The following is a 26,543-nucleotide window of genomic DNA, read 5'->3' as shown; positions in this document are numbered from 1 at the left end:
AATGGCGAACCCGATCTTAACACTTGATAACGTCAGTGCGCATTACGGCAAAATTCAGGCGCTGCACGGGGTCAGTCTGCATATTAATCAGGGGGAAATTGTTACCCTGATCGGTGCCAATGGCGCGGGCAAGACTACGCTGCTTGGCACGCTGTGCGGCGAACCGCGCGCCACGCAGGGTTCGATCACCTTTGACGGTAAAACCATTACCGACTGGCAAACCGCGCGCATTATGCGTGAAGCCATTGCGATTGTGCCGGAAGGCCGTCGGGTGTTTTCCCGTATGACGGTGGATGAGAATCTGGCGATGGGCGGATTTTTTGCTGAGCGGCAGCAATATCAGCAGCGCATTCAACGGGTTTACGAACTGTTTCCACGCTTACTCGAGCGCCGTGTGCAGCGGGCAGGCACTATGTCCGGTGGCGAACAGCAGATGCTGGCGATAGGCCGTGCGTTGATGAGCCAGCCGCGTTTACTGCTGCTGGATGAGCCGTCGCTGGGTCTGGCGCCGATTATCATTCAGCAGATTTTCGATACCATTGAGCAGCTGCGTAGGGAAGGGATGACCATCTTCCTGGTCGAACAAAACGCCAATCAGGCGCTGAAGCTGGCCGACCGTGGCTACGTGCTGGAAAACGGCCATGTGGTACTGGAAGACAGTGGCGAAGCGCTATTGGCTAACGAAGCGGTACGCAGCGCCTATCTCGGCGGATAACCGCGGCGTTCTCATCCCCAGCGCCACGGATTAGCACATTGCATCCCCTCTGAACGGGAGTCGAAAATGGCTCCCGTTCAGAAATTACAGGCTATTTTTTCTGGTTATTCCGTCACTCTCCCGTCACATTTCCGTCACAACACGGTTATCTCACTGTCATTTTTCCATGTCATGTTACTTCCCGAACATAAGATGCGTGAAATCGCGCGTAACAATCATGTTATGGGAAACTGATATGCCATCCTTCACATTTCGTCGTACCGCACTGAGCATCGTGCTGGGTTTCGCTTTCACCGGCAACGCGCTGGCCGCAACCGAAATCCCATTCTGGCACTCCATGGAAGGCGAGTTAGGGAAAGAGGTTGATTCACTGGCTCAGCGCTTCAACCAGGCGCACCCTGATTATAAAATTGTTCCGGTTTACAAAGGCAACTACGAACAGAGTCTTGCCGCCGGCATTGCTGCGGTACGCACTGGCCGCGCACCGGCTATTTTGCAGGTGTATGAAGTCGGCACGGCCACCATGATGTCGTCAAAAGCCATCAAGCCAGTGAACGAAGTGTTTAAAGATGCAGGCATCAGTTTCGATGAGTCACAGTTTGTGCCAACGGTAGCCGGTTACTATACCGATGCTAAAAGCGGCAAACTGCTTTCCCAGCCGTTTAACAGCTCTACCCCGGTGCTGTATTACAACAAAGACGCCTTTAAGAAAGCCGGGCTGGACCCGGAGCAGCCACCGAAAACCTGGCAGGATCTGGCCGCTTACAGCGCCAAACTGCGTGAAGCAGGGATGAAATGTGGTTATGCCAGCGGCTGGCAGGGCTGGATTCAGATCGAAAACTTCAGCGCCTGGCACGCACTGCCGGTCGCGACACAGAACAACGGCTTTAGCGGCACCGATGCGGTGCTGGAATTTAACAAGCCGGTGCAGGTGCGCCATATCCAGCTACTGGAGGATATGAATAAGAAGGGAACCTTCACCTACTTTGGCCGCAAGGATGAGTCGACCGAGAAGTTCTATAACGGTGACTGTGCGACTACTACCGCCTCTTCCGGTTCACTGGCCGATATTCGCCACTACGCCAAATTTAACTATGGCGTCGGCATGATGCCTTACGATGCGACAGTCCCTGACGCACCACAGAACGCCATTATTGGCGGAGCCAGCCTGTGGGTAATGAACGGCAAAGATGCGGACACTTACAAAGGCGTCGCGGAATTTATGCAGTTCCTCGCCCAGCCGGAAATTGCTGCGGAATGGCATCAGAAAACCGGCTATCTGCCAATTACCACCGCAGCCTATGAGCTGACGCGTAAGCAGGGCTTCTACGATAAAAACCCAGGGGCAGATATCGCCACGCGCCAGATGCTGAATAAGCCACCGTTGCCGTTCACCAAAGGGATGCGTCTGGGCAATATGCCGCAGATTCGTACCATTGTTGATGAAGAGCTGGAAGGCGTCTGGACCGGTAAAAAAACGCCGCAGGCAGCACTGGATACCGCCGTTCAGCGTGGCAACCTGTTGCTGCGTCGCTTTGAGCAGCAGACCAAATAACCTTAGGGGCGGCGTCCTCGCCGCCCGAAATCCTTTCTGATCCCCGAGCTAAACTATGTCCTCAGTTCGCCCCGGTTTTCGCACCAACTGGCTACCCTATCTGTTGGTACTGCCACAGCTGCTGATCACCGCCATCTTCTTTATCTGGCCTGCCGGAGAAGCGCTGTGGTATTCGGTGCAAAACGTCGATCCGTTCGGCATGTCCAGCCAGTTTGTCGGGCTGGAAAACTTTAGCCGACTGTTTGACGATGAATATTATCTGGCCTCGTTCTGGACCACGCTGATTTTCAGCGGGCTGGTGACCGGTTTTGGCCTGCTGATATCGCTATTTTTCGCTGCGCTGGTGGATTATGTGCTGCGAATGAAGGGCTTCTACCAGACGCTAATGCTGCTGCCATATGCGGTGGCCCCCGCGATTGCCGCCGTACTGTGGATGTTTCTGTTTAACCCTGGTCTTGGGCTGATAACCCACTTTCTCGGCCTGCTGGGTTACAACTGGAACCATGCGCAGAACAGCGGCCAGGCGATGTTCCTGGTGGTGCTGGCCTCGGTCTGGCAGCAGATTAGCTATAACTTTCTGTTCTTCTTCGCCGCGCTACAATCGATTCCGCGCTCGCTGATTGAAGCGGCGGCGATTGATGGTGCTGGCCCGGTGCGCCGCTTCTTTTACCTGTCGTTGCCGCTGATCGCCCCGGTGAGTTTCTTCCTGCTGGTGGTCAATCTGGTTTACGCCTTCTTTGATACTTTCCCGATCATTGATGCCGCGACCGGCGGTGGGCCGATGCAGTCGACCACTACCCTGATCTATAAAATTTATCGCGAAGGTTTTGCCGGGCTTGACCTCTCTTCCTCGGCCGCTCAGTCCGTAGTGCTGATGCTGTTAGTGATTTGCCTGACGGTGATTCAGTTCCGCTATGTTGAACGTAAGGTGCGCTACCAATGATTGAAAATCGACGCGGGCTGACGATTTTCAGCCATATCATGCTGGTTTTCGGCATTCTGACCATTCTGTTTCCGCTGTATGTGGCGTTTGTCACCGCCACGCTGGATAACGTGCAGGTTTATCAGGTGCCGATGACGCTGATTCCCGGCACCCATTTATGGGAAAACATCCGCACGATCTGGCAGGACGGCGTCAGCAGTAACAGTGCGCCCATCGGCATCCTGTTGCTGAACAGCACCATTATGGCGCTGGGGATTACCGTCGGAAAAATCAGCGTCTCGATGCTCTCAGCCTTTGCGTTGGTGTGGTTTCGCTTTCCGCTGCGTAATCTCTGTTTCTGGCTGATTTTTATCACTCTGATGCTGCCGGTTGAAGTGCGCATTTTCCCGACGGTGGAAGTGATCGCTAATCTGCATCTGCTGGACAGTTACACCGGCCTGACGTTACCGCTGATGGCTTCCGCCACGGCGACCTTCCTGTTCCGCCAGTTCTTTATGTCGTTACCGGACGAACTGATTGAGGCAGCGCGAATTGATGGTGCCAGCCCGATGCGCTTCTTCTGGGACATTGTGCTGCCGCTGTCGAAAACCAATCTTGCGGCGCTGTTTGTCATCACCTTTATTTACGGCTGGAATCAGTATCTCTGGCCGATTCTGATCACCAGTGACAGCAGCATGGGCACGGCGGTAGCCGGCATCAGAACCATGATTTCCAGTGGGGACGGATCGACGCAGTGGAATCTGGTAATGGCAGCAATGTTAATGACGTTAATTCCACCGGTGGTGGTGGTAATGGTAATGCAGCGCGCCTTTGTGCGTGGTCTGGTTGAGAGTGAGAAATAGCAGATGGCAGGCGTAAAACTTCAGGCGGTGACCAAATCTTACGATGGCAAAAATGCGGTGATCAAACCGCTGGATGTCACGGTAAACGACGGCGAATTTATGGTGATGGTCGGGCCATCCGGCTGCGGTAAATCGACGTTACTGCGCATGGTTGCCGGGCTGGAGCGCGTAAGCTCCGGCGATATTTATATTGATACCCAGCGCGTCACCGATTTGGAGCCGAAAGATCGCGGCATTGCGATGGTATTTCAGAACTACGCGCTTTATCCGCATATGACGGTGGAAGAGAATATTGCCTGGGGCCTGAAAATTCGTGGGATGGGCAAAGAGCAGATTCGCCTGCGGGTACTGGAAGCGGCGCGCAGCCTCGAACTGGATGCGCTGTTGCAACGTCGCCCGCGTGAACTTTCCGGCGGCCAGCGCCAGCGTGTGGCAATGGGGCGTGCGATTGTACGCGAACCGGCAGTGTTCTTGTTTGATGAACCGCTGTCTAACCTCGATGCACGGCTGCGCGTGCAGATGCGCCTCGAATTGCAACAGCTGCACCGTCGCCTGAATACCACCAGTTTATATGTCACGCACGATCAGGTGGAAGCGATGACGCTGGCGCAGCGGGTGATGGTGATGAATAAGGGCGTGCTTGAGCAGCTTGGCACCCCGGTTGAAGTCTATGAGCGGCCGGCCACGCGTTTTGTCGCCAGCTTTATTGGTGCGCCATCAATGAACCTGCTGGAAGGCGCCATCAGTAGAGAAGGCACGCGTTTTGAACTGTCGCCGGGTTTTGCTTTGCCGCTGACCAGTAGCCGACCTAAATGGGCTAACCGATCCTTGACGCTGGGCGTGCGCCCGGAGCATATTCAGCTGTCGACGCCAGAAGATGGTGGAATTCCACTGGTGGTTGAGACGCTGGAGATGCTGGGAGCCGACAACCTGGCGCACGGTAAATGGGGCGGCAACAATGTCGTCGTACGGTTGTCACATACTGAACGACCGGCGATGGGAGAGACCCTGTGGCTGCATCTGCCGGCTAACGCGCTACACTTTTTCGATTCGACTACGGGAATGCGTCTGGAATGATAACTACAGCATGGCCTTATCCGACGATCGTTGCCCATCGTGGCGGCGGCAAGCTGGCACCGGAAAATACCCTGGCAGCGATTGATGTCGGTGCGAAATATGGCCATACCATGATTGAATTTGATGCCAAACTGTCGGGCGATCGGCAGATTTTCCTGCTGCATGACGACACGCTGGACCGCACCAGTAACGGTTGGGGCGTTGCTGGCGAGCTGCCGTGGGAAAAGTTACAGCAGCTGGATGCCGGCAGCTGGTTCAGCAGCCAGTTTCAGCATGAAGCGCTGCCGCTGCTGAGTGAAGTGGCGCAGCGCTGTCAGCAGCATGGCATGATGGCGAATATCGAGATCAAACCGACGCGCGGCACCGAACGCGAAACCGGTCAGGCCGTGGCGCTGGCGGCACGCGAACTGTGGCAAGGGCAAACCGCGCCATTGCTGTCGTCATTCTCGTATCAGGCGCTGGAAGCAGCGATGCAGGCGGCCCCTGAGCTGCCACGCGGTTTATTGCTGGATGACTGGGAGGAGAACTGGCAGCAGATGACTACCGCACTGGCCTGCACCTCGATTCATCTGAATTATAAATTACTTAACCCGGAGCGCACTGCGGCGCTGAAAGCCGCCGGATTGCGTATTCTGGTGTATACCGTGAATCAGCCGCAACGCGCACGCGAGCTGCTGAGCTGGGGTGTCGATGCCATCTGTACCGATCGCATCGACACCATCGGGCCGCACTTCGTTTAAGGCGTCTGCTTAGTATTATTGCCCGGCTGCGACTGAATCACACGCTGCTGGGCACTGTTGCGCTGCTCCTGCATTTTACGCTGGGTATCCTGAGTCTGACGCTGTTGATCCAGTCTCAGCTTCTGCTGTTGCTGCTGTTGCTGGCTTTGCATCTGCTGCTGCATCCGCTGTTGACTCGGGTTATAACCCGGCTGGGCAGGATTGTTATTGTTGCTGTTGTTATTCAACATGTTTGCCATTCCGCTCAGCGGTACCAGCGCGGCAAAAATTATTAACCATTTTTTCATCTTTTATCCTTCCTCTTTCAGGCTGGCGACGGATGCTGTGTGCCTTGCCGGTCAGGCAGAAATCCGCCAAAACCTGTTGTCGCCTGTTACAAGTCTAACGCACCCCGCAGATTCTGAATTCAGGAGTGATCCGAATTTGACTTTGCATTGGTGTTTTTGCTTATCTGGTATTCACTTACCAGATGTAAAACCAATGTAAACAATCATAAAAAGGTGTGGCAGGATGATCAAACCCGGCAATATGCGACGCGTTTCCTGGTCGCTGATGGTATGTTTTTGTTTCTGGCAGGGTGCTGGTGCGGCGCAGCCCGCTCCTCCGGTCTCTTACGGTGTTGATGCAGACACCTTTCATCCGGTAAAAGAACGCCACGGGATGGTGTCCTCAGTTGATGCGATAGCCACCCAGGTTGGCGTCGATATTCTGAAGCAGGGCGGCAATGCGGTCGACGCAGCGGTCGCGGTCGGTTTTGCGCTGGCGGTCACGCATCCGCAGGCCGGTAATATCGGCGGCGGCGGTTTTATGCTGCTGCGCACCGCTTCGGGCCGCACCACCTCGATTGATTTCCGTGAAATGGCACCGGTAAAAGCCAGCCGCGATATGTTCCTTGATGCGCAGGGCAATGCCGACAGCAAATTATCACTCACTTCACACCTCGCTTCCGGCACGCCGGGCACGGTAGCTGGTTTTGCTCTGGCCGCACAGCAATACGGCACCTTGCCACTGAGTCGCTTACTGCAACCGGCTATTGAGCTGGCGCGTAACGGCTTTGTCGTCAACGATTCACTGGCGGACGACCTGAAAACCTACGGCAGCGAAGTGCTGGTTAACCACCCTAACAGCAAAGCGATCTTCTTTAAGGCCGACGGTACGCCTTATCAGAAGGGGGAGCGGCTGGTGCAGCGTAATCTGGCGCGTAGCCTGGCGCTGATTGCTAAAGAGGGGCCGGACGCTTTTTATAAAGGCGCGATTGCTGACGACATTGCCGGTGAAATGGCTCAGCACGGTGGCCTGATTAGCAAGGCCGATCTGGCAGCTTATCGTGCGGTTGAACGTCAGCCGATTAGCGGCACTTATCGTGGCTATGAAGTCTTTTCGATGCCACCGCCGTCTTCCGGTGGGATTCATATCGTGCAGATTCTGAATATTCTCGAAAACTTTGATTTGGCGAAAATGGGTTTCGGCAGCGCTGATGCCATTCAGGTGATGGCTGAAGCTGAAAAATATGCCTATGCCGACCGCTCGGAATACCTCGGCGATCCGGAGTTTGTCAAAGTGCCGTGGCAGGCACTGACCAGTAAAGCCTATGCCAAAACGCTGGCAGAGAAAATTGACGTGGCGAAAGCGCGACCGTCGTCGGAAATTAAGCCCGGCAAACTGGCACCTTACGAGAGTAATCAGACCACCCACTTCTCGGTAGTGGATAAAGACGGCAACGCGGTGGCGGTGACCTATACCTTAAACACCAATTTCGGTAGCGGTATTGTCGCAGGTGACAGCGGTATTTTGCTGAATAACCAAATGGATGACTTTTCAGCCAAGCCGGGTACACCGAATGTCTACGGCCTGGTCGGTGGCGAGGCTAATGCAGTCCAGCCTTATAAGCGTCCGCTCTCTTCTATGTCGCCGACTATTGTGGCTAAAGATGGCAAAACCTGGTTAGTCACCGGCAGTCCGGGCGGCAGTCGGATTATTACCACCGTGCTGCAAATGGTGGTCAACAGCATCGATTTTGGAATGAACGTCGCAGAAGCCACCAACGTGCCGCGCTTCCATCATCAGTGGTTGCCGGATCAGCTGCGTGTCGAAAAAGGCTTCAGCCCGGATACCCTGCGACTGTTGGAAAGCAAAGGGCAGCATGTGAAGGTGCAGCCAGCGATGGGCAGTACCCAGAGCATTATGATTGGGCCGGATGGCATGCTGTACGGTGCATCCGATCCACGTACGGTTAATGATTCAACCGCCGGTTATTAAGGCAAATCGGGCGGCTGGCACGCCGCCCGTTCAGGTTTAATCACGCATACGCGCCATATAAAACGCGTCAATTTTCTCGCCGTTACGCAAACCGTACTGACGCCCGGTGCCTTCCACTTCAAAGCCGAATTTGCGATAGACCGCGATAGCCGCTGCATTATCGGTAAATACCGTCAGTTCAATGCGCTCGATTGCCAGCCAGTTGTCACAGAGATCGATAATCGCCGCCAGCAGCGCCTGCGCCACGCCTTTACCACGATGATTGACGTCAACCCCCATCCCAAAGGTGGCGGTGTGACGGCGGCGGGGTGAGGAATTAATTTCTAACGTAATTTGCCCTACCACCTGGCCTTCAATACAGGCAACCAGCGAATGCACGCCTGGGCGCAGATCCGTCAGACGATCCTGCCAGTGCTTTAGTGATGGAAACGGCACCTGTAGCGTATTCGCCTGCGTATCTGGCTGGCTGTAAAGCTGCTGAAGGGCGTGTGCATCATCAATGCTCACATGGCGAATCGATATCTGACTCATCGTGCTGCTCCTTTTGCTGGTGGATTATTCCTCTTGAAGATCAGGGACTTTAAGCAAAAGGTCAATTGAAAATTAATCGCAGAAAGATCTTTACAGATGCGAATGATAATGATTATTATTGTCGTGCGTTCTCAGGAAGTCCACCCTGGATCTACTGTGAAGGCACGACATTGCTCACATTGCTTCAGTGTTTCTTAGCCAGCTCGGGTGCTGGCTTTTTTTTTGGCCGCTATTCCGGCATTACATGGTGTAGTAAGTCGCAGCCCCTGGCCCTACCGGTAAACCAAAACCAAACACCCAAATCACAAACAGTAAGCTCCAGCCGAGCAAAAATACCACGGAGTAAGGCAGCATCATCGCCACCAGCGTACCGATACCAAGATTGCGTTGATAACGCGCCGCCACCGCCATAATCAAACCAAAATAGCTCATCATCGGCGTAATTAAATTCGTCACCGAATCACCGATGCGATAAGCCGCCTGGATAACTTCAGGTGCGTAGCCCACCAGCATCAGCATCGGCACGAAAATCGGGGCAGTGACCGCCCACTGTGCCGATGACGAGCCAATCATCAGATTGATAAAGCCGCAAATTATAATAAAGCTGAAAAACAGCAGCGGGGCGCTGAGATCAATCGCTGACAGCAGGCTGGCACCTTTAACCGCAATCACCGTACCAAAGTTACTCCAGCTAAACAGCGAGACAAACTGGGCGGCGAAGAACACCAGCACGATATACATACTCAGCATACTGATACTTTTCGACATCGCGTTAATAACGTCGCGATCGCTACGCATGGTGCCAAGCATCCGGCCATAGACATAACCCGGAATAGCGAAAAACAGCATAATAAACACCACGATGCCATGCAGGAAAGGCGAACCGGCTAAACCATCGGTCTTCGGATTCAACAGGATGCCGTAACCCGGAATTAGCGTCAGCGACACCAGCAGGCTCAGTAGCAGAAAGGTAAGCCCCGCGCCTTTCAGCGCCCGTTTCTCCTGCGGCGTTACTTTGCCCATATCGCCCTGTGGCGCATCGCCCTCGCTTTCGCGATATTTACCCAGTTTTGGCTCGACAATGTAGTTGGTTATCCAGGTGCCAAGCAGCGCAATAATAAAGGTACTGATAGCCATAAAGTACCAGTTCACTTCTGGCCCAACGGTATAGCTCGGGTCAATAATCTGCGCGGCGTTTTGCGTTATGCCTGACAGCAGAGGATCAACGGTGCCGAGCAGCAGATTGGCGCTGTAGCCACCGGAAACGCCCGCGAAGGCGGCAGCCAGCCCGGCCAGCGGATGACGGCCTAAAGAGTGGAACAGCATCGCCGCCAGCGGAATTAACACCACATAACCCAGTTCAGAGGCGCTGTTGGAAATAATACCGGCGAACACCAGGGTAAAAGTAATCAGCTTTTTAGGTGCGCTGAACACCAGCGCGCGCATCGCGGCCGACAATAGCCCGGAGTGCTCGGCAATTCCCACCCCCAACATGGCAACCAGCACCGTGCCAAGTGGCGCAAAACTGGTAAAATTGCTGACCAGGTTGCTGATAATGCGCTGTAAACCTTCAGCGCTGAACAGGTTGACCACCTGAATGACGCCATCAGCGGCGCGACCACTGACGCCTTCCGGGCGGGGATCGATAACGCTGAGGTTAAAGCCGGCCGCAATGCCTGAAGCGACGATGATAAACAGGCAGAGTATGGCAAACAGCGTGATGGGATGCGGCAGCAAGTTTCCCAGCCACTCAACGGTATTCAGAAAGCGGGTAATCGGACTGATAGGCTTTAGTGTTGTATTGTCGGTCATATTCTGTCCCTGAAATTGCTGCTAATCCGGCAGTTGCGTTCCAATGTCAGGCCATCTTACGTGGGTAAAAAAAGTTACCAAGGCAGCAAAGCCGAGCAGATACCAAGGGAAAACCGAATTAATTTGCAATTATTAGCTATCAGTAGATACGTTAGTATATGATTTTGCAGTATTTATTGCGCGTTCGGTGCGGAATTTCACTGCGGGTCTAGCCTGTTTTAGTCAGCGTTGAGTTTCAAATAGTGTGAGATGGATTAGAAAAACTCATTGGGCAATTTTCAGATATTATTAACGCCATCGTCCGTTTATCAGGCCGAATAACTGCGGGTTTTTTCATTCACTTTTTTTGAACAGAGGAGTGAAGTTTTTCAGCTATCATCCGGCTCGAATCAAGTCCAGACTAGGTCAAAACGTTGAGGAGAGTTGAATATGATTTATGTACGTAAAGCTGAAGATCGCGGTCACGCAAACCATGGCTGGCTGGACAGCTGGCACACGTTCTCCTTTGCTAATTACTATGATGCAGACTTTATGGGCTTTTCCGCACTGCGAGTGATTAACGAAGATGTTATCGACGCCGGGCAGGGTTTTGGTACCCATCCGCATAAAGATATGGAAATTCTGACCTACGTATTGTCCGGGGTGGTTGAACATCAGGACAGCATGGGTAACAAAGAACAGATTCCGGCGGGTGAGTTCCAGATTATGAGCGCAGGTACCGGCGTGCGCCACTCCGAGTACAACGGCAGTAAAGATCAGCCGCTGCATCTTTATCAGATCTGGATCATTCCGGATACGGCTGGCATTGAGCCGCGTTACGAGCAGCGCCGCTTCGACGATGTTGAAGGCCGTCAGTTAGTACTGTCACCGGATGCCCGTGACGGTTCTCTGAAAGTGCATCAGGATATGACGCTGTCGCGCTGGGCGCTGAAAAAAGGTAAGCAATCGGCAATCGACGTTGAGGCTGAACGCCGCATCTGGATTCAGGTAGTGAAAGGTGACGTTCAGGTGAATGGTGAGAAAGTGACCACCAGCGACGCGCTGGCAATCTGGGACGAAAGTGCGCTGTCAATTCAGGCCGACAGCGACGCAGAAATCCTGCTGTTTGATCTGCCACCGGTCTGATTTATGGGTCATAAATAATGGTCAGATTATTCTGGCCATTATTATTTGCGCGGTAACTCAATGATGTTACCGCAACATTTTTTGATAGACTCATCGTTACCTCACTACACAGTCTGATAACGATGAAAAAAAGAAGACCCGTCCTGCAGGATGTTGCCGATCGAATTGGCATCACCAAAATGACCGTCAGCCGCTACCTGCGTAATCCAGAGCAGGTCTCCGTTGCCCTGCGTGAAAAAATCGCTGTGGCGCTGGATGAGCTTGGCTATATCCCCAATCGGGCGCCGGATATGCTATCCAACGCCACCAGCCGCGCCATTGGCGTGCTGCTGCCCTCGCTGACCAATCAAGTTTTCGCCGATGTACTGCGCGGTATTGAAGCCGTCACTGATGCTGCGGGTTATCAGACCATGCTCAGCCACTTTGGTTACAACCAGGACAAAGAGGAGTTGCAGCTGCGTTCGCTGCTGGGCTGGAATATTGATGGCCTAATCCTCACCGAGCGCAGCCACACGCCGGGCAGTTTGCGAATGATTGAAACTGCCGGTATTCCGGTGATTGAGATGATGGACTGCGTATCGCCCTGTCTGGATATGGCGGTGGGTTTTGATAACGTCGAAGCGGCACGGCAGATGACGCGGGCGATTATTGCTAAAGGCCATCGCCATACGGTTTATCTCGGGGCGCGTCTGGATGAGCGAACGCTACAGAAACAGCGTGGCTATGAAATCGCGATGCGCGAGGCCGGTTTGCAGCCACAGAGCGTGATGATGGAAGAAGCCTCTTCGTTTACCGCCGGTGCCGATCTGTTACGCGAAGCGCAACGTCGTTATCCGCACGTCGACAGCCTGTTCTGTACCAATGATGACCTGGCGGTTGGCGCAATGTTTGAGTGCCAGCGGCAGGGGCTGAGGGTGCCGGACGATCTCGCCATTGCCGGTTTCCACGGCCACGATATTTCTCAGGTGGTGAATCCAAGACTGGCTACGGTGCTGACGCCGCGTGAGCAAATGGGGCGTGAAGCCGCTTCAATGCTGCTGGCGCGGATTGGCGGTAATAAAAGCGCCGTTCAACCGGTAAATGTCGGTTTTGAGATTTCTGAAGGCGGTAGCATCTGATTATTTCAATTATTTGAGGTATCTCACATTTACCACCTTTTCCCGGCGGAACGGTTGCCATTGCCAGCGCACGTACTGAGAATGTGATCAGCAATTGTTATCGGTAACATGCGCATACTCATCTGCCGGAGTTAAAATAATGAAAACGAATTCCTCGTCACATCATGTGTTTATCCTGATGGGCGTATCTGGCAGCGGTAAATCCGCCGTTGCTAACCAGGTTTCTTATCAGTTGAAAACCGCCTTTCTTGATGGCGATTTCCTGCATCCCCGCGCCAATATTGAGAAAATGGCCGAAGGTCATCCGTTAAATGACGACGATCGTCGCCCGTGGTTACAGTCGCTGAACGATGCCGCCTTCGCCATGCAGCGCACTAACGATATCTCGATTATCGTCTGCTCGGCGCTGAAAAAAAGCTATCGCGATATCCTGCGTAAGGACAACAGCAACCTGTCATTCGTCTATCTGCAGGGTGATTTCGAAACCATCGAAGCTCGCCTGAAAGCGCGTAAAGGCCACTTCTTTAAGCCGCAAATGCTGGTTACCCAGTTTGCCACGCTGGAAGAGCCGGGTGCAGATGAGCAGGACGTGTTAGTGGTTGATATCAATCATTCGCTGGAAGAGGTTGTTGCCGCCACCGTCGCTACCATCGAAGGTGCGATCAAAAAGGATTAGTTGTAATGAGTACCGCAACACTGGTTCTGACCGCAGCAGGTTCGGTATTACTGCTGCTGTTTCTCGTGATGAAAGCCCGTATGCACGCCTTTGTGGCGCTGATGTTAGTCTCAATCGGTGCCGGAATTTTCTCCGGCATGCCTGTCGATAAAATTGCTGACACCATGCAAAAAGGCATGGGTGGCACCCTCGGTTTTCTCGCCATTGTCGTCGCACTGGGCGCGATGTTCGGCAAAATTCTGCATGAAACCGGTGCGGTTGATCAGATAGCCATCCGGATGCTGAAGGCATTCGGTGAAAGCCGCGCGCACTATGCGATGGGGATTGCCGGCCTGATTTGCGCGTTGCCACTGTTTTTTGAAGTGGCGATTGTGCTGCTGATCAGTATTGCCTTTGCCGTCGCGCGCCGCACCCACGACAACCTGGTGAAGCTGGTGATCCCGCTGTTTGCCGGTGTGGCTGCGGCCGCCGCATTTCTGCTGCCGGGGCCGGCTCCGATGCTGCTGGCTTCACAGATGCACGTCGATTTCGGCTGGATGATTCTGCTTGGCCTGTGCGCGGCGATCCCCAGTATGATTATTGCCGGTCCGCTGTTTGGTAACTTTATCAGTCGCCATGTTGAATTCCGCGTGCCGGATGACGTCTCGCAGCCGGAGTATGACAGCAGCAAACTGCCGTCGTTTGGCTTCAGCCTGTCGCTGATTCTGTTTCCGCTGGTGCTGGTTGGGCTGAAAACCATCGGGGCGCGTTTTACCACCGAAGGCAGCACGCTGTATCAGTGGCTGGAGTTTATCGGCCATCCGTTTACCGCCATTCTGCTGGCTTGTCTGGTGGCGATTTATGGCCTGGCGTACCGCCAGGGAATGGATAAAGAGCGGGTGATGGAGATCTGCGGCAGCGCGCTGCAACCGGCGGGGATTATTCTGCTGGTGATCGGTGCCGGTGGCGTGTTTAAGCAGGTGCTGGTGGATTCCGGCGTCGGTCCGGCGTTAGGTAATGCCCTGACTGGTGCCGGGCTGCCGATTGCGCTGGCTTGCTTTATCTTGGCTGCCGCGGTACGCGTGATTCAGGGTTCAGCAACCGTTGCCTGCCTGACGACCGTCGGTCTGGTGATGCCGGTCATTGAGGTGCTTAACTACTCGGGCGCGCAGATGGCCGCGCTGTCGATCTGTATCGCCGGTGGGTCAATAGTGTTGAGCCACGTGAATGATGCCGGATTCTGGCTGTTTGGTCGATTTACCGGTGCCACCGAAGCGCAGACGCTTAAAACCTGGACGCTGATGGAAACCATTCTCGGCACGGTTGGTGCGGTAGTGGGGATGATCGCGTTTGAGTTGTTGTCGTAATCTTTCTGGCGGCAGTCCATTTTGGACTGCCGCCAGATTGTCAGATTTTTAAATACGCCCGAATCCCATCCAGAAACATCTGCGTTGCCAGCATAATCAAGATCAAACCCATCAGACGCTCCAGCGCATTGACACCTTTATCGCCCAGCAGGCGCAGAAACAGGCCGGAAAGCAGTAAAATCACCACGGTTACGCCCCAGGCAATCATCAGTGCGGCCACCAGATGCCCGATCTGATTCGGATACTGGTGCGACAGCAGCATCAGGGTTGCCAGCAGCGACGGTCCCGCTACCAGCGGTATTGCCAGCGGCACCAGAAACGGCTCTTCACCCGCGGATAAGCCGCTGCTGCTGCTTTCATGCGAAGGAAAAATCATTTTGATGGCGATCAGAAACAAAATAATGCCGCCGGAAATCGATACTGTCTCAGTGCGCAGATTAAGGAAAGTCAGAATTTTTTCGCCGGCAAACAGAAACAGCAGCATGATAAACAACGCGATCAGCATTTCGCGGATTAACACCACTCGTCGACGTTTCGGCTCCAGATGCTTTAAAACCGACATAAAAATCGGCAAATTGCCCAGTGGATCCATGATAAGCAACAATAATATTGTTGCGGAGATCATCTCAGTCATCGTTGTTGTTCTCTTGTTCCATTGCGATATTCATCGGTTATAAGCCGTACTGCTGAAAAAATGCTGAGCATCGATTTAATTCACTTGCCTGTTTTGCTGCATTTTGTAAGGTGGTAGTTATCTTTCGTTTGTTTTACTTACTCTAACAGGCCTGGCGATATTGGCGCAGCCTGAAGCAGGTACCAGGACATGAAAAATGTAGGACTAGTAGGCTGGCGCGGTATGGTCGGGTCAGTGTTAATGCAGCGTATGATCGAAGAACGCGACTTTGATGTGGTGCGTCCGGTGTTCTTCTCCACCTCACAGCACGGCCAGGCCGCGCCGGAATTTGCCGGCAAGTCCGCAGGTACGCTGCAGGATGCTTTTGATATCGAAGCGCTGAAGGCGCTGGATATCATCATTACCTGCCAGGGCGGCGATTATACCCATGAAGTTTATCCTAAATTACGCGCCAGCGGCTGGCAGGGTTACTGGATTGATGCGGCTTCTTCGCTGCGTATGGATGATGATGCGATCATTATCCTCGATCCGGTTAACCATCATGTGATCCGCCAGGGGCTGGATAACGGCATCAAAACCTTTGTTGGCGGTAACTGTACCGTTAGTCTGATGCTGATGTCGCTCGGCGGCCTGTTTGCTAACGATCTGGTGGAGTGGGCGTCGGTTGCCACTTATCAGGCGGCTTCCGGCGGCGGCGCGCGCCATATGCGTGAGCTGCTGAGCCAGATGGGAATGCTGCATAACCATGTGGCAAAAGAGCTGGAAAACCCGGCCTCAGCGATTCTGGATATCGAACGCAAAGTGACCGAAATGAGCCGCGCTGGCGTGCTGCCAGTGGATAACTTTGGTGTGCCGCTGGCGGGCAGTCTGATTCCGTGGATCGATAAGCAGCTGGAAAACGGCCAGAGCCGCGAAGAGTGGAAAGGCCAGGCAGAAACTAACAAGATTCTGCAACCTGCTGGCATCATCCCGGTCGACGGGCTGTGCGTCCGCGTTGGCGCACTGCGTTGTCACAGCCAGGCGTTTACCCTGAAGCTGAAAAAAGATGTGCCGCTGAGCGAAATCGAACAGCTGCTGGCTGCGCATAACGACTGGGTTAAAGTGGTGCCGAATGACCGCGAAATCACCCTGCGTGAACTGACGCCTGCGGCAGTCACCGGCACGCTGAATACGCCGGTCGGACGTCTGCGTAAACTGAATATGGGCCCGGATTATCTTTCGGCCTTTACCGTTGGCGATCAGCTGCTGTGGGGCGCGGCGGAACCGCTGCGCCGCATGCTGCGTCTGCTGGTGGACTAACCCGATACTGACGGGCCCGGCGCAACGGGCCCGTTTATCGTCCATCGTTATCTGTTAAGGAAAATGCGTCCATTCCGGAACAACTGACCTGTGTTCCTGCTTCAACTGAGTCCTTCATACTTCTTGTTTCTTCTTTTTGGCATTAACAAAAATTATTTATGCATTCTTACCAGGCTAATTGTCGGCCTTAGCTATGCTTAGAACAGGTGTTCTGATTTTTGACTGTTTTTGCTTTCCAAATAAATTGAATTTGTTCGCAGCAGTGGTTTTCTGTTCCAGCGGATGGATATTCACCGTGCCTGCGAGCTGATGGCTCAACAAAGAGCAGCCTTCATCTGATGCATTATTTATCAATGCGTCACTGATTCGCTTGCCAAATGTCACAGGAAGAATGTCATGTCTGAGCTTCCCGATCGCCATGCGATCAATGCGATTATTTCCGGCCATTATGCCGACCCTTTTGCGCTGCTTGGTATGCATCAAACCGACGCCGGGCTGGAGGTGCGTGCTCTGTTGCCTGATGCGTCAGAAGTCTGGGTGATTGAAACCAAAACCGGGCGGAAGTGTGTGCAGCTGAAGTGCCTTGATTCACGCGGATTTTTTAGTGGTGTGATCCCACGGCGTAAAAACCCGTTTCGCTATCAGCTGGCGGTGATCTGGCATGGTGAACAGAATTTAATTGATGATGCTTACCGTTTTGGTCCGCTACTGGCTGAGCTGGACAGCTGGCTGCTGTCGGAAGGGACGCACCTGCGCCCGTATGAAACCATGGGCGCTCATGCTGATGTGATTGATGGCGTTACCGGCACGCGCTTTTCCGTCTGGGCGCCCAATGCCCAGCGTGTTTCGGTGGTAGGCGAATTCAACTATTGGGATGGCCGTCGCCATCCGATGCGCTTTCGCCGTGAAAGCGGCATGTGGGAACTGTTTATTCCGGGTGCGCGTCAGGGGCAGCTGTATAAATTCGAAATTATCGATGTGTATGGCCAGCTGCGGCTGAAAGCCGATCCTTATGCTTTTGAAGCGCAGATGCGACCGCAAACCGCCTCGATGATTTGTGGCCTGCCGGAAAAAGTAGAGATGAAACCGGAGCGTAAGGCGGCGAATGCCTTTGACGCGCCCATCTCTATCTATGAAGTGCATCTCGGTTCCTGGCGTCGCCATACTGATAACCATTTCTGGCTCAGTTACCGCGAGCTGGCTGAGCAGCTGGTGCCCTATGTCAAAGAGATGGGGTTTACCCATATCGAACTGCTGCCGATTAACGAACATCCGTTTGACGGCAGCTGGGGTTATCAGCCGCTGGGGATGTACGCGCCGACCCGCCGTTTCGGTACCCGTGATGACTTCCGCTATTTTATTGCTGCGGCGCACGCCGCCGGGTTGAACGTGCTGCTCGACTGGGTGCCAGGCCACTTTCCTTCCGATGAGTTCGGTCTGGCGAAGTTTGACGGCACCGAACTGTATGAGCACGGCGATCCGCGCGAGGGCTATCACCAGGACTGGAACACGCTGATTTACAACTTTGGTCGCCGCGAAGTGAGTAATTACCTGGCGGGCAACGCGCTCTACTGGATGGAGCGCTTTGGTATTGATGGCCTGCGGGTTGATGCGGTGGCATCGATGATTTATCGCGACTACAGCCGTAAACCAGGCGAGTGGATTCCCAATGCGTATGGTGGTCGCGAAAACCTCGAAGCGGTGTCGTTCCTGCGCTACACCAACCGCACGCTAGGGCACGCGGCACCGGGCAGTATCACCGTTGCCGAAGAGTCGACTGACTACCCCGGCGTGTCGCGTCCGCCGGAATCGGGCGGGTTGGGATTCTGGTTTAAATGGAATCTTGGCTGGATGCACGACACCCTCGACTATATGAAGCTCGATCCGGTGCATCGTCGCTATCATCACAATCTGATGACCTTTGGGCTGCTGTATAACTACACCGAAAACTTTGTGCTGCCGCTGTCCCATGACGAAGTGGTGCACGGTAAGCGCTCGATCCTCGATCGCATGCCGGGCGACGCCTGGCAAAAGTTTGCCAACCTGCGTGCCTACTATGGCTGGATGTGGGCATTCCCGGGTAAGAAGCTGCTGTTTATGGGCAACGAATTTGCTCAGGGACGCGAGTGGAATCATGACACCAGCCTCGACTGGCATCTGCTGGAGGGCGAGGACAACTGGCACAACGGCGTGCAGCGGTTGGTGCGCGATCTGAACCTGACCTATCGCCATCATAAACCGATGCATCAGCTCGATTTTGACCACAGCGGCTTTGAATGGCTGGTGGTCGACGATCATGAAAACTCGGTATTTGCCTTTGTCCGCCGCGACCACGCGGGCAATGAGATTATCGTGATCGCCAACTTTACGCCGGTCGCACGCCATGACTACCGTTTTGGCATTAATCAGCCGGGCAGCTGGCGTGAAATTCTTAATACCGACGCCGGACATTATCACGGCAGTAACCTGACTAACGGCCTGCTGCACAGTCAGCCAGTCAACAGCCATCAGCGTGAACATTCGCTCAGTATGGTGGTACCACCACTGGCAACCGTGTGGCTGATGCGGGAGGGCGAATGAGTTCATTACTGGAGGGGCGTCCTGAGCCGTCGGGTGCCAGCTATGACGGTAAAGGCATCAATTTTACGCTGTTCTCCCACTTTGCCGAGCGCGTAGAACTGTGCCTGTTTGATGCCGAGGGCAACGAAACGCGTTATGACCTGCCAGCGCGCAGTGGTGATATCTGGCATGGTTATCTGCCCGCCGCCACGCCCGGCCAGCTGTATGGTTATCGCGTACACGGCCCGTGGCAGCCGCAGCAGGGGCACCGCTTTAATCCGGCCAAACTGCTGGTCGATCCCTGCGCCCGTGAAGTGATCGGGGAAGTCACCGACGATCCGCGTTTCCAGTGCGGTATCGAAGAGCCAGACGGCGAAGACAGTGCCGCCATCGCACCGAAAAGCGTGGTGATTATCGACGATTTCGACTGGGGCGATGACCAACCGCCACGCGTGCCGTGGGGATCGACGGTTATTTACGAAGCCCACGTGCGTGGCCTGACGAAACTGCATCCGGATATTCCTGAAGAGATCCGCGGGACTTATGCCGCACTGGGTCATCCGGTGATGATCGACTATTTCCAGCGGCTGGGTATCACCGCACTGGAACTGTTACCGGTGGCCTATTTTGCCAGCGAACCACGACTGTTACGGCTGGGCTTAACCAATTATTGGGGCTATAACCCGCTGGCAACCTATGCGCTCGACGCGCGTTACGCTTCCGGCGTGGATCAGCTTCATCCGTTGAATGAGTTTCAGCAGGCGGTTAAAGCGCTGCACAGTGCGGGTATTGAGGTGATTCTTGACGTGGTGTTTAACCACACCGCCGAACTGGAAGAGACCGGGCCCACGCTGTCGAAACGCGGCGTTGATAATAAAAGCTATTACTGGCTGAGCGACGAAGGTGAGTACCAGAACTGGACCGGCTGCGGTAACACGCTGAATATCAGCCATCCCGAGGTGATGCAGTGGACGCTGGAGTGTCTGCGCTATTGGGTGGAAGTCTGTCATGTCGACGGTTTCCGCTTTGACCTCGCCACCGTGATGGGCCGCTCGCCGGATTATGACCCACAGGCCGTGATGTTTGAGGCGCTGAAAGCCGATCCGCTACTGTCGCAGGTCAAGCTGATCGCCGAGCCGTGGGATGTTGGCCCCGGTGGTTATCAGGTGGGGAATTTCCCCGAGCCGTTTGCCGAATGGAATGATCATTTTCGCGATGCGATGCGCCGCTTCTGGATGTATGGCGATATTTCTAATGGCGAATTTGCCCGCCGCTTTGCCGGCTCCAGTGATGTGTTCCAGCAGCGGGGGCGTCTGCCCTCGGCCAGCATCAATCTGGTTACCGCGCACGACGGTTTTACACTGCGCGATGTGGTGAGTTTTGAGCGTAAGCATAACCAGGCCAACGGCGAAGATAATCGTGATGGCAGCAACAATAATTACAGCCATAACCACGGTGTTGAAGGGCTGAAGGCGCCACTGACGGTAATTGAGCATCGCCGTAACAGCGTACATGCGCTGTTGACTTCGCTACTGCTGGCGCAGGGCACGCCGATGCTGCTGGCCGGTGATGAACATGGTCACAGCCAGCATGGCAATAATAATGCTTACTGCCAGGACAACCAACTGACGTGGCTCGACTGGCAGGACAACGATAGTGGGCTGTTTGACTTCACCGCCGCGCTGATCCACCTGCGCCGCCGTATTCCGGCGTTACAGCAGGACAGCTGGTGGCAGGAGGGCGACGGCAACGTACAGTGGCTGAATGCTGACGGGCAGCCACTGAGCAGTGAGCAGTGGGAGCAAGACGTGCACAGAATGCAAATCCTGCTTTCAGACCGTTGGCTAATAACAATAAACGCCTCTGAAGAGGTGAGTGACATCGTACTGCCTGATGGAGAGTGGCGCGCCATTCCTCCTTTTGCCGGGGATGATAACCCGATCCTTACAACCGTCTGGCATGGACCCGCGCACGGTGTGAGCGTGTTCCAAAAGCAATCATAAGGAGTCAGACATGGTTAAATTAGAAAGAGCAGATCATCTGATGTTGGCGAGACAGCTGCCAACGCAAACTGTAGCCCTCATCCTTGCTGGCGGACGCGGCACGCGCCTGCGGGATCTTACCGCTAAACGTGCCAAGCCTGCCGTGCATTTTGGCGGCAAATTCCGCATCATCGACTTTGCGCTGTCAAACTGTATTAATTCGGGCATCCGTCGTATTGGCGTGATTACCCAATATCAGTCACATACGCTGGTGCAGCATATTCAGCGTGGCTGGTCATTTTTCAGTGAGGAGATGAACGAGTTTGTTGATCTGCTCCCGGCGCAGCAACGTTTCTCGACGGAAAGCTGGTATCGCGGTACTGCCGATGCGGTGACGCAAAACCTCGACATTATCCGACGCTATAACGCGCAGTATGTGGTGATTCTGGCGGGCGACCATATCTATAAAATGGATTACTCGCGCATGCTGCTGGATCATGTAGATAACCGCGCGCAGTGCACCATTGCCTGTATTCCGGTGCCGATTGCCGAAGCCAGCGCCTTCGGTGTGATGGCGGTGGACAGCAACAATAAAGTGATCGAGTTTGTTGAAAAACCGGCCAATCCGCCGTCGATGCCGGGTGATGATACTCAGTCATTAGCCAGCATGGGGATTTACGTCTTTAACGCCGATTATCTCTATCAGTTACTGGAAGAGGATCTGCAACAGCCTGATTCCAGCCATGACTTTGGCAAAGACCTGCTGCCAAAAATTGTCGCCAGCGGCGAAGCTTACGCCCATTCATTTAATCTTTCCTGCGTACAGAGTGACGATAACGCCCCGCCTTACTGGCGTGATGTCGGCACTTTAGAAGCCTACTGGCGCGCCAATCTTGATTTAGCCACGGTGACGCCGGAACTGGATATGTATGACCATGAATGGCCGATTCGAACCCAGATGGAGCAGCTGCCACCGGCGAAATTTGTTCAGGATCGTTCCGGCAGTCATGGAATGACCATGAACTCACTGGTTTCCGGCGGCTGCATTATCTCCGGTTCAGTGGTGGTGCACTCGGTGTTATTCCCGCGCGTGCGGGTGAACTCATTCTGCAATATCGATTCCTCGGTGCTGTTACCCGATGTGGTAATTGGCCGCTCATGTCGTCTGCGTCGTTGCGTGATCGATCGCGCCTGCGAGCTACCGGAAGGCATGGTGATAGGTGAAAACCCTGATGAGGATAGCCGCCGGTTTTATCGCTCGGAAGAGGGGATTGTGCTGGTGACGCGAGCGATGTTGGCCAGACTGGCCAAAGCGGCTGGCTGACGGATGAAAACGGTTATCGCTGTTGGCGCGCTGGAGCGCGCCAGAGCCTAGTTAAGGAGCCCAGAATGCAGGTTTTACATGTCTGTTCAGAACTTTTTCCGCTGCTCAAAACCGGGGGTTTAGCGGATGTTGTCGGGGCATTACCAGCAGCACAGATTGCAGAAGGAACGGATACGCGGGTGTTATTACCGATGTTTCCTGATTTACGTAAAGGCATTACCGATACAGAAGTGGTTGCGGAACTACAAACCTTCGCCGGTTACGTTCGGCTGCATTTTGGGCATTTTAATGGCGTCGGGATTTACTTGATTGAGGTGCCAGGCCTGTACGATCGTCCGGGAAGCCCTTATCACGATGAGTCTCAGTTTGCTTACACGGATAACTATTTGCGCTTTGCACTGCTGGGCTTTATCGGCTGTGAACTGGCATGTGGGCTGGATACCTGGTGGCGTCCGGATGTGGTGCATGCGCACGACTGGCATGCCGGTTTAACCTGCGCCTATCTGGCGGCGCGTGGGCGTCCGGCGAAGTCGGTATTTACCGTGCATAACCTGGCCTATCAGGGGCTGTTTTCGGCCCATCATATGGATCAAATTCAGCTGCCGTGGTCATTCTTCAGTATGCATGGCCTCGAGTTTTACGGGCAGATCTCATATCTGAAAGCCGGGCTATTTTATGCCGATCACATTACGGCGGTCAGCCCGACCTATGCGCGTGAGATTACCCAGCCGGAGTTTGGTTACGGCATGGAGTCGCTGCTGGAGCTGCGATTACGTGAAGGGCGGCTGAGCGGTATTCTCAACGGTGTTGATCCGGCGATCTGGGACCCGGAACATGATCTGCTGCTCGGTTCGCGTTATAACCGTGATGTGCTGGAAGCCAAGGCGGAGAACAAGCGACAGTTACAGACGACCATGGGCTTAAAAGTCGATGACAAAGTGCCGGTGTTTGCGGTGGTCAGCCGTTTAACCCGGCAAAAGGGGCTGGATCTGGTGCTGGAGTCGCTGCCCGGACTGCTGGAACAGGGCGGTCAACTGGTGCTGTTGGGAGCCGGTGATGCGGTGCTTCAACAGGGCTTTCTCGCGGCGGCGGCGGAACATCCGGGGCAGGTTGGCGTGCAAATTGGTTATCACGAAGCCTTCTCCCATCGCATTATTGGCGGCGCAGATGTCATTCTGCTGCCCAGCCGCTTCGAACCTTGCGGGCTGACGCAGTTATACGGTCTGAAATACGGTACTTTACCGCTGGTGCGCCGTACCGGCGGACTGGCGGACACGGTTAACGACAGCTCGCTGGAGAATCTGGCGGATGGTATTGCCAGTGGTTTCACCTTCGAGGACAGTAATGCCTGGTCGCTGCTCAGAGCAATCCGGCGTGCTTTTGTGTTGTGGTCCCGTCCTTCACTTTGGCGTTATGTACAGCGTCAGGCGATGGGGATGGATTTTAGCTGGCAGGTGGCCGCACGTGCCTACCGCGATCTTTATCAACGCTTGCTGTAACCAGCACATGGGATACTTGATATGAACGCACCTTTCACCTACGCCTCACCGACACTCAGTGTTGAAGCGCTGAAGAATTCGATTGCCTATAAGTTAATGTTTACGCTGGGTAAAGATCCTTCGATTGCCAATAAACACGAGTGGCTTAACGCCACGCTGCTGGCAGTACGTGACCGGATGGTGGAGCGCTGGCTGCGTTCCAATCGGGCCCAGTTGTCACAGGATGTGCGCCAGGTTTACTACCTGTCGATGGAGTTTCTGGTTGGACGTACCCTGTCGAACGCGCTGCTGGCGATGGGTATCTATGATGATATCAACCGGGCGCTGGAGGAGATGGGCTTTGACCTTGCCGAGCTGATTGAGGAAGAGAACGATCCGGGGCTGGGCAATGGTGGTCTGGGCCGACTGGCTGCCTGTTTCCTCGACTCGCTGGCAACGCTGGGTCTGCCGGGGCGCGGTTACGGTATCCGCTACGACTACGGCATGTTTAAACAGAATATTATCGATGGTCGCCAGGCGGAGTCACCGGATTACTGGCTGGAATATGGCAACCCGTGGGAATTTCAGCGTTTTAATACCCGCTATAAAGTACGCTTCGGTGGCCGTATTCAGCATGAAGGCAGTAAGGCGCGCTGGGTCGAAACCGAGGAAGTGCTGGCAACCGCTTACGACCAGATTATTCCCGGCTACAACACCGACGCAACCAATACCCTACGGCTTTGGGGCGCGCAGGCGAGTAACGAAATTAACCTCGGCAAATTTAACCAGGGTGATTACTTCGCGGCGGTAGAAGATAAAAACCACTCGGAAAACGTGTCGCGGGTGCTCTATCCCGATGATTCAACCTATTCCGGACGTGAGCTGCGTTTGCGTCAGGAGTATTTCCTGGTCTCGGCGACGGTGCAGGACATTCTGCATCGACACTGGACCATGCATCAGACTTTCGACAATCTTGCCAATAAAATCGCCATTCACCTGAATGATACCCATCCGGTGTTGGCGATTCCTGAGCTGATGCGCCTGCTGATCGATGAGCATAAATTCAGCTGGGATGAGGCGTTTGAAGTGACCTGCCAGGTGTTCTCTTACACCAACCACACGCTGATGAGTGAAGCGCTGGAAACCTGGCCGGTTGATATGATCGGCAAAATTTTGCCGCGTAATTTGCAAATTATCTTTGATATCAACGACTACTTCCTGAAAACCGTTCAGGAGCACTATCCCGACGAATGGGAGCTGCTGTCACGCATCTCAATTATTGATGAAAATAATGGTCGCCAGGTGCGTATGGCTTGGCTGGCGGTGGTGGTCAGCCATAAGGTGAACGGCGTATCAGAGCTGCACTCTAATCTGATGGTGCAGTCGCTGTTTGCCGACTTCGCCAGAATATTCCCCGGTCGTTTCTGTAATAAAACCAATGGCGTGACCCCGCGTCGCTGGCTGGCGCTGGCTAACCCGCCGCTGTCCAGCGTGCTGGACGAAGCGATTGGCCGCACCTGGCGCACCGAGCTGGGCGAGCTGAGTGAAATAAAACAGCATATCGACTATCCGACCTTTATCGAGGATATCGCCAATGCCAAGCTGACCAATAAAAAGCGGCTGGCAGATTGGGTGGCGAAAAATCTTGATGTGGTGCTCGATCCAACTGCGCTGTTTGATGTGCAGATTAAGCGTATTCACGAGTACAAGCGTCAGTTGTTAAATGTGCTGCATATCATTACGCGCTATAACCGCATCAAAGCCGATCCCACCGCCAACTGGGTGCCGCGGGTGAATATTTTTGCCGGTAAAGCCGCTTCGGCATACTACACCGCCAAACATATTATCCATTTGATCAATGATGTAGCGAAGGTGATCAACAGCGATCCGCAGGTGAAGAATAAGCTGAAAGTGGTGTTTATTCCTAACTACGGCGTCAGCCTGGCACAGATCATTATTCCGGCGGCGGATCTTTCCGAGCAGATCTCGCTGGCAGGGACTGAGGCCTCCGGCACCAGTAATATGAAGTTTGCCCTGAATGGTGCGCTGACGATTGGCACACTGGATGGCGCAAACGTTGAGATGCTGGAGCACGTCGGGGAAGAGAATATCTTTATCTTCGGCAATACCACGCCGCAGGTTGAGGAGCTGAGACGTAACGGTTACAACTCACATCAGTACTATGATGAAGATCCGGAGTTACGCCAGGCGCTGACGCAGATTGCCACTGGCGTGTTCAGTCCGCAGGAACCGGGTCGCTATCGCAACCTGTTTGATTCGCTGGTTAACCTTGGCGATCACTATCAGTTACTGGCCGATTATCGCAGCTACGTTGATACCCAGGATAAGGTCGATGAGTTGTATCGTCATCCGGAAGAGTGGCAGCGTCGTGCGGCTTATAATATTGCCAATATGGGTTACTTCTCGTCGGATCGTACCATTCAGGAATATGCCGATGAGATCTGGCATATTTCACCGATAAGGCTGTAGCAAGGGTACTGGCAGGAAGTCGGGCGGCGTTCTTGTAT

The 26,543-nt window shown here is 54.1% G+C and carries 21 protein-coding genes; 17 read left to right on the top strand and 4 right to left on the bottom strand.

Annotated elements, in window-relative coordinates; genetic code table 11:
• Position 1: 1 nt before the first annotated feature.
• From livF to ugpQ, 6 genes are all read left to right on the top strand, one after another.
• Complete coding sequence (livF, locus tag ACP3TC_RS20315; protein WP_313855077.1) at positions 2-715, top strand: high-affinity branched-chain amino acid ABC transporter ATP-binding protein LivF; 714 nt, start codon at positions 2-4, stop codon at positions 713-715.
• Between the two features lie 235 nt (positions 716-950).
• Complete coding sequence (ugpB, locus tag ACP3TC_RS20310) at positions 951-2,270, top strand: sn-glycerol-3-phosphate ABC transporter substrate-binding protein UgpB (protein WP_426817126.1); 1,320 nt, start codon at positions 951-953, stop codon at positions 2,268-2,270.
• 55 nt (positions 2,271-2,325) lie between these two features.
• On the top strand, positions 2,326-3,213 hold the full coding sequence (gene ugpA / locus ACP3TC_RS20305) for a sn-glycerol-3-phosphate ABC transporter permease UgpA (protein ID WP_313855079.1): 888 nt from the start codon (positions 2,326-2,328) through the stop codon (positions 3,211-3,213).
• Positions 3,210-4,055: a sn-glycerol-3-phosphate ABC transporter permease UgpE gene (ugpE, locus tag ACP3TC_RS20300; RefSeq protein WP_313855081.1), complete on the top strand. Its 846-nt coding sequence runs from the start codon at positions 3,210-3,212 to the stop codon at positions 4,053-4,055. Before ugpA ends, ugpE begins: the two co-directional genes overlap by 4 nt.
• Positions 4,056-4,058: 3 nt before the next feature.
• Complete coding sequence (locus tag ACP3TC_RS20295) at positions 4,059-5,132, top strand: sn-glycerol-3-phosphate import ATP-binding protein UgpC (RefSeq protein ID WP_313855082.1); 1,074 nt, start codon at positions 4,059-4,061, stop codon at positions 5,130-5,132.
• Entirely contained in the window at positions 5,129-5,872 is a 744-nt protein-coding gene (gene ugpQ, locus ACP3TC_RS20290; RefSeq protein ID WP_313855083.1) for a glycerophosphodiester phosphodiesterase, read from the top strand. Before ACP3TC_RS20295 ends, ugpQ begins: the two co-directional genes overlap by 4 nt.
• Here the strand turns inward: ugpQ and ACP3TC_RS20285 are convergent.
• Positions 5,869-6,159 carry a DUF2756 domain-containing protein gene (locus ACP3TC_RS20285; RefSeq protein WP_313855084.1) on the bottom strand — a complete coding sequence of 97 codons (291 nt, stop codon included), beginning with the start codon at positions 6,157-6,159 and terminating at the stop codon, positions 5,869-5,871. The genes ugpQ and ACP3TC_RS20285 overlap by 4 nt on opposite strands.
• Before the next feature lie 223 nt (positions 6,160-6,382).
• On the opposite strand from ACP3TC_RS20285, the gene ggt reads away from it, so the two are divergent.
• Positions 6,383-8,131, top strand: a complete 1,749-nt coding sequence (ggt, locus tag ACP3TC_RS20280; protein ID WP_313855085.1) for a gamma-glutamyltransferase — start codon at positions 6,383-6,385, stop codon at positions 8,129-8,131.
• Positions 8,132-8,167: 36 nt separating this feature from the next.
• Here the strand turns inward: ggt and ACP3TC_RS20275 are convergent, their stop codons facing one another.
• Both ACP3TC_RS20275 and ACP3TC_RS20270 read right to left on the bottom strand, forming a co-directional pair.
• Entirely contained in the window at positions 8,168-8,662 is a 495-nt protein-coding gene (locus ACP3TC_RS20275; RefSeq protein ID WP_313855086.1) for a GNAT family N-acetyltransferase, read from the bottom strand.
• 240 nt (positions 8,663-8,902) lie between these two features.
• A complete protein-coding gene (locus ACP3TC_RS20270; RefSeq protein ID WP_426817125.1) occupies positions 8,903-10,474 on the bottom strand; it encodes an AbgT family transporter in 1,572 nt (523 codons plus the stop codon).
• A 429-nt stretch (positions 10,475-10,903) separates the two neighbouring features.
• Here ACP3TC_RS20270 and ACP3TC_RS20265 point away from each other — a divergent pair, with 429 nt between their 5' ends.
• The 4 genes from ACP3TC_RS20265 to gntU all read left to right on the top strand — a co-directional run bounded on the left by ACP3TC_RS20265 (position 10,904) and on the right by gntU (position 14,739).
• Complete coding sequence (locus ACP3TC_RS20265; protein WP_313855090.1) at positions 10,904-11,599, top strand: pirin family protein; 696 nt, start codon at positions 10,904-10,906, stop codon at positions 11,597-11,599.
• A 122-nt stretch (positions 11,600-11,721) separates the two neighbouring features.
• The gene (gene gntR, locus ACP3TC_RS20260) at positions 11,722-12,717 is read left to right on the top strand and encodes a gluconate operon transcriptional repressor GntR (protein ID WP_426817124.1); all 996 of its coding nucleotides are present in this window, start codon (positions 11,722-11,724) and stop codon (positions 12,715-12,717) included.
• 139 nt (positions 12,718-12,856) lie between these two features.
• Entirely contained in the window at positions 12,857-13,393 is a 537-nt protein-coding gene (gene gntK / locus ACP3TC_RS20255) for a gluconokinase (protein ID WP_313855092.1), read from the top strand.
• 5 nt (positions 13,394-13,398) lie between these two features.
• Complete coding sequence (gntU, locus tag ACP3TC_RS20250) at positions 13,399-14,739, top strand: gluconate transporter (RefSeq protein WP_426817123.1); 1,341 nt, start codon at positions 13,399-13,401, stop codon at positions 14,737-14,739.
• Between the two features lie 40 nt (positions 14,740-14,779).
• On the opposite strand, the gene ACP3TC_RS20245 is transcribed toward gntU, so the two are convergent.
• Positions 14,780-15,373 (bottom strand): YhgN family NAAT transporter, encoded by a 594-nt coding sequence (locus ACP3TC_RS20245; protein ID WP_426817122.1) that lies wholly within the window; start codon positions 15,371-15,373, stop codon positions 14,780-14,782.
• Between the two features lie 189 nt (positions 15,374-15,562).
• Between ACP3TC_RS20245 and asd the strand changes: the two genes are divergently transcribed.
• From asd to glgP, 6 genes are all read left to right on the top strand, one after another.
• Entirely contained in the window at positions 15,563-16,672 is a 1,110-nt protein-coding gene (asd, locus tag ACP3TC_RS20240) for an aspartate-semialdehyde dehydrogenase (protein ID WP_313855096.1), read from the top strand.
• A gap of 396 nt (positions 16,673-17,068) precedes the next feature.
• A complete protein-coding gene (gene glgB / locus ACP3TC_RS20235; protein WP_313855099.1) occupies positions 17,069-19,252 on the top strand; it encodes a 1,4-alpha-glucan branching enzyme in 2,184 nt (727 codons plus the stop codon).
• Positions 19,249-21,234, top strand: coding sequence for a glycogen debranching protein GlgX (glgX, locus tag ACP3TC_RS20230; RefSeq protein WP_313855101.1), 1,986 nt, complete (start codon positions 19,249-19,251; stop codon positions 21,232-21,234). Before glgB ends, glgX begins: the two co-directional genes overlap by 4 nt.
• A 10-nt stretch (positions 21,235-21,244) precedes the next feature.
• Complete coding sequence (gene glgC / locus ACP3TC_RS20225) at positions 21,245-22,537, top strand: glucose-1-phosphate adenylyltransferase (protein WP_313855102.1); 1,293 nt, start codon at positions 21,245-21,247, stop codon at positions 22,535-22,537.
• Positions 22,538-22,602: 65 nt separating this feature from the next.
• Positions 22,603-24,036: a glycogen synthase GlgA gene (gene glgA, locus ACP3TC_RS20220; RefSeq protein WP_313855103.1), complete on the top strand. Its 1,434-nt coding sequence runs from the start codon at positions 22,603-22,605 to the stop codon at positions 24,034-24,036.
• 21 nt (positions 24,037-24,057) lie between these two features.
• Complete coding sequence (glgP, locus tag ACP3TC_RS20215) at positions 24,058-26,505, top strand: glycogen phosphorylase (protein ID WP_313855104.1); 2,448 nt, start codon at positions 24,058-24,060, stop codon at positions 26,503-26,505.
• Positions 26,506-26,543 lie beyond the last annotated feature (38 nt).

The sequence above is a fragment of the Winslowiella sp. 2C04 genome, assembly GCF_050037805.1.
GTDB lineage: Bacteria > Pseudomonadota > Gammaproteobacteria > Enterobacterales > Enterobacteriaceae > Erwinia > Erwinia toletana_A.
Note: the sequence above shows the minus strand (reverse complement) of the source record. Positions and strands in the feature narration are given on the sequence as shown.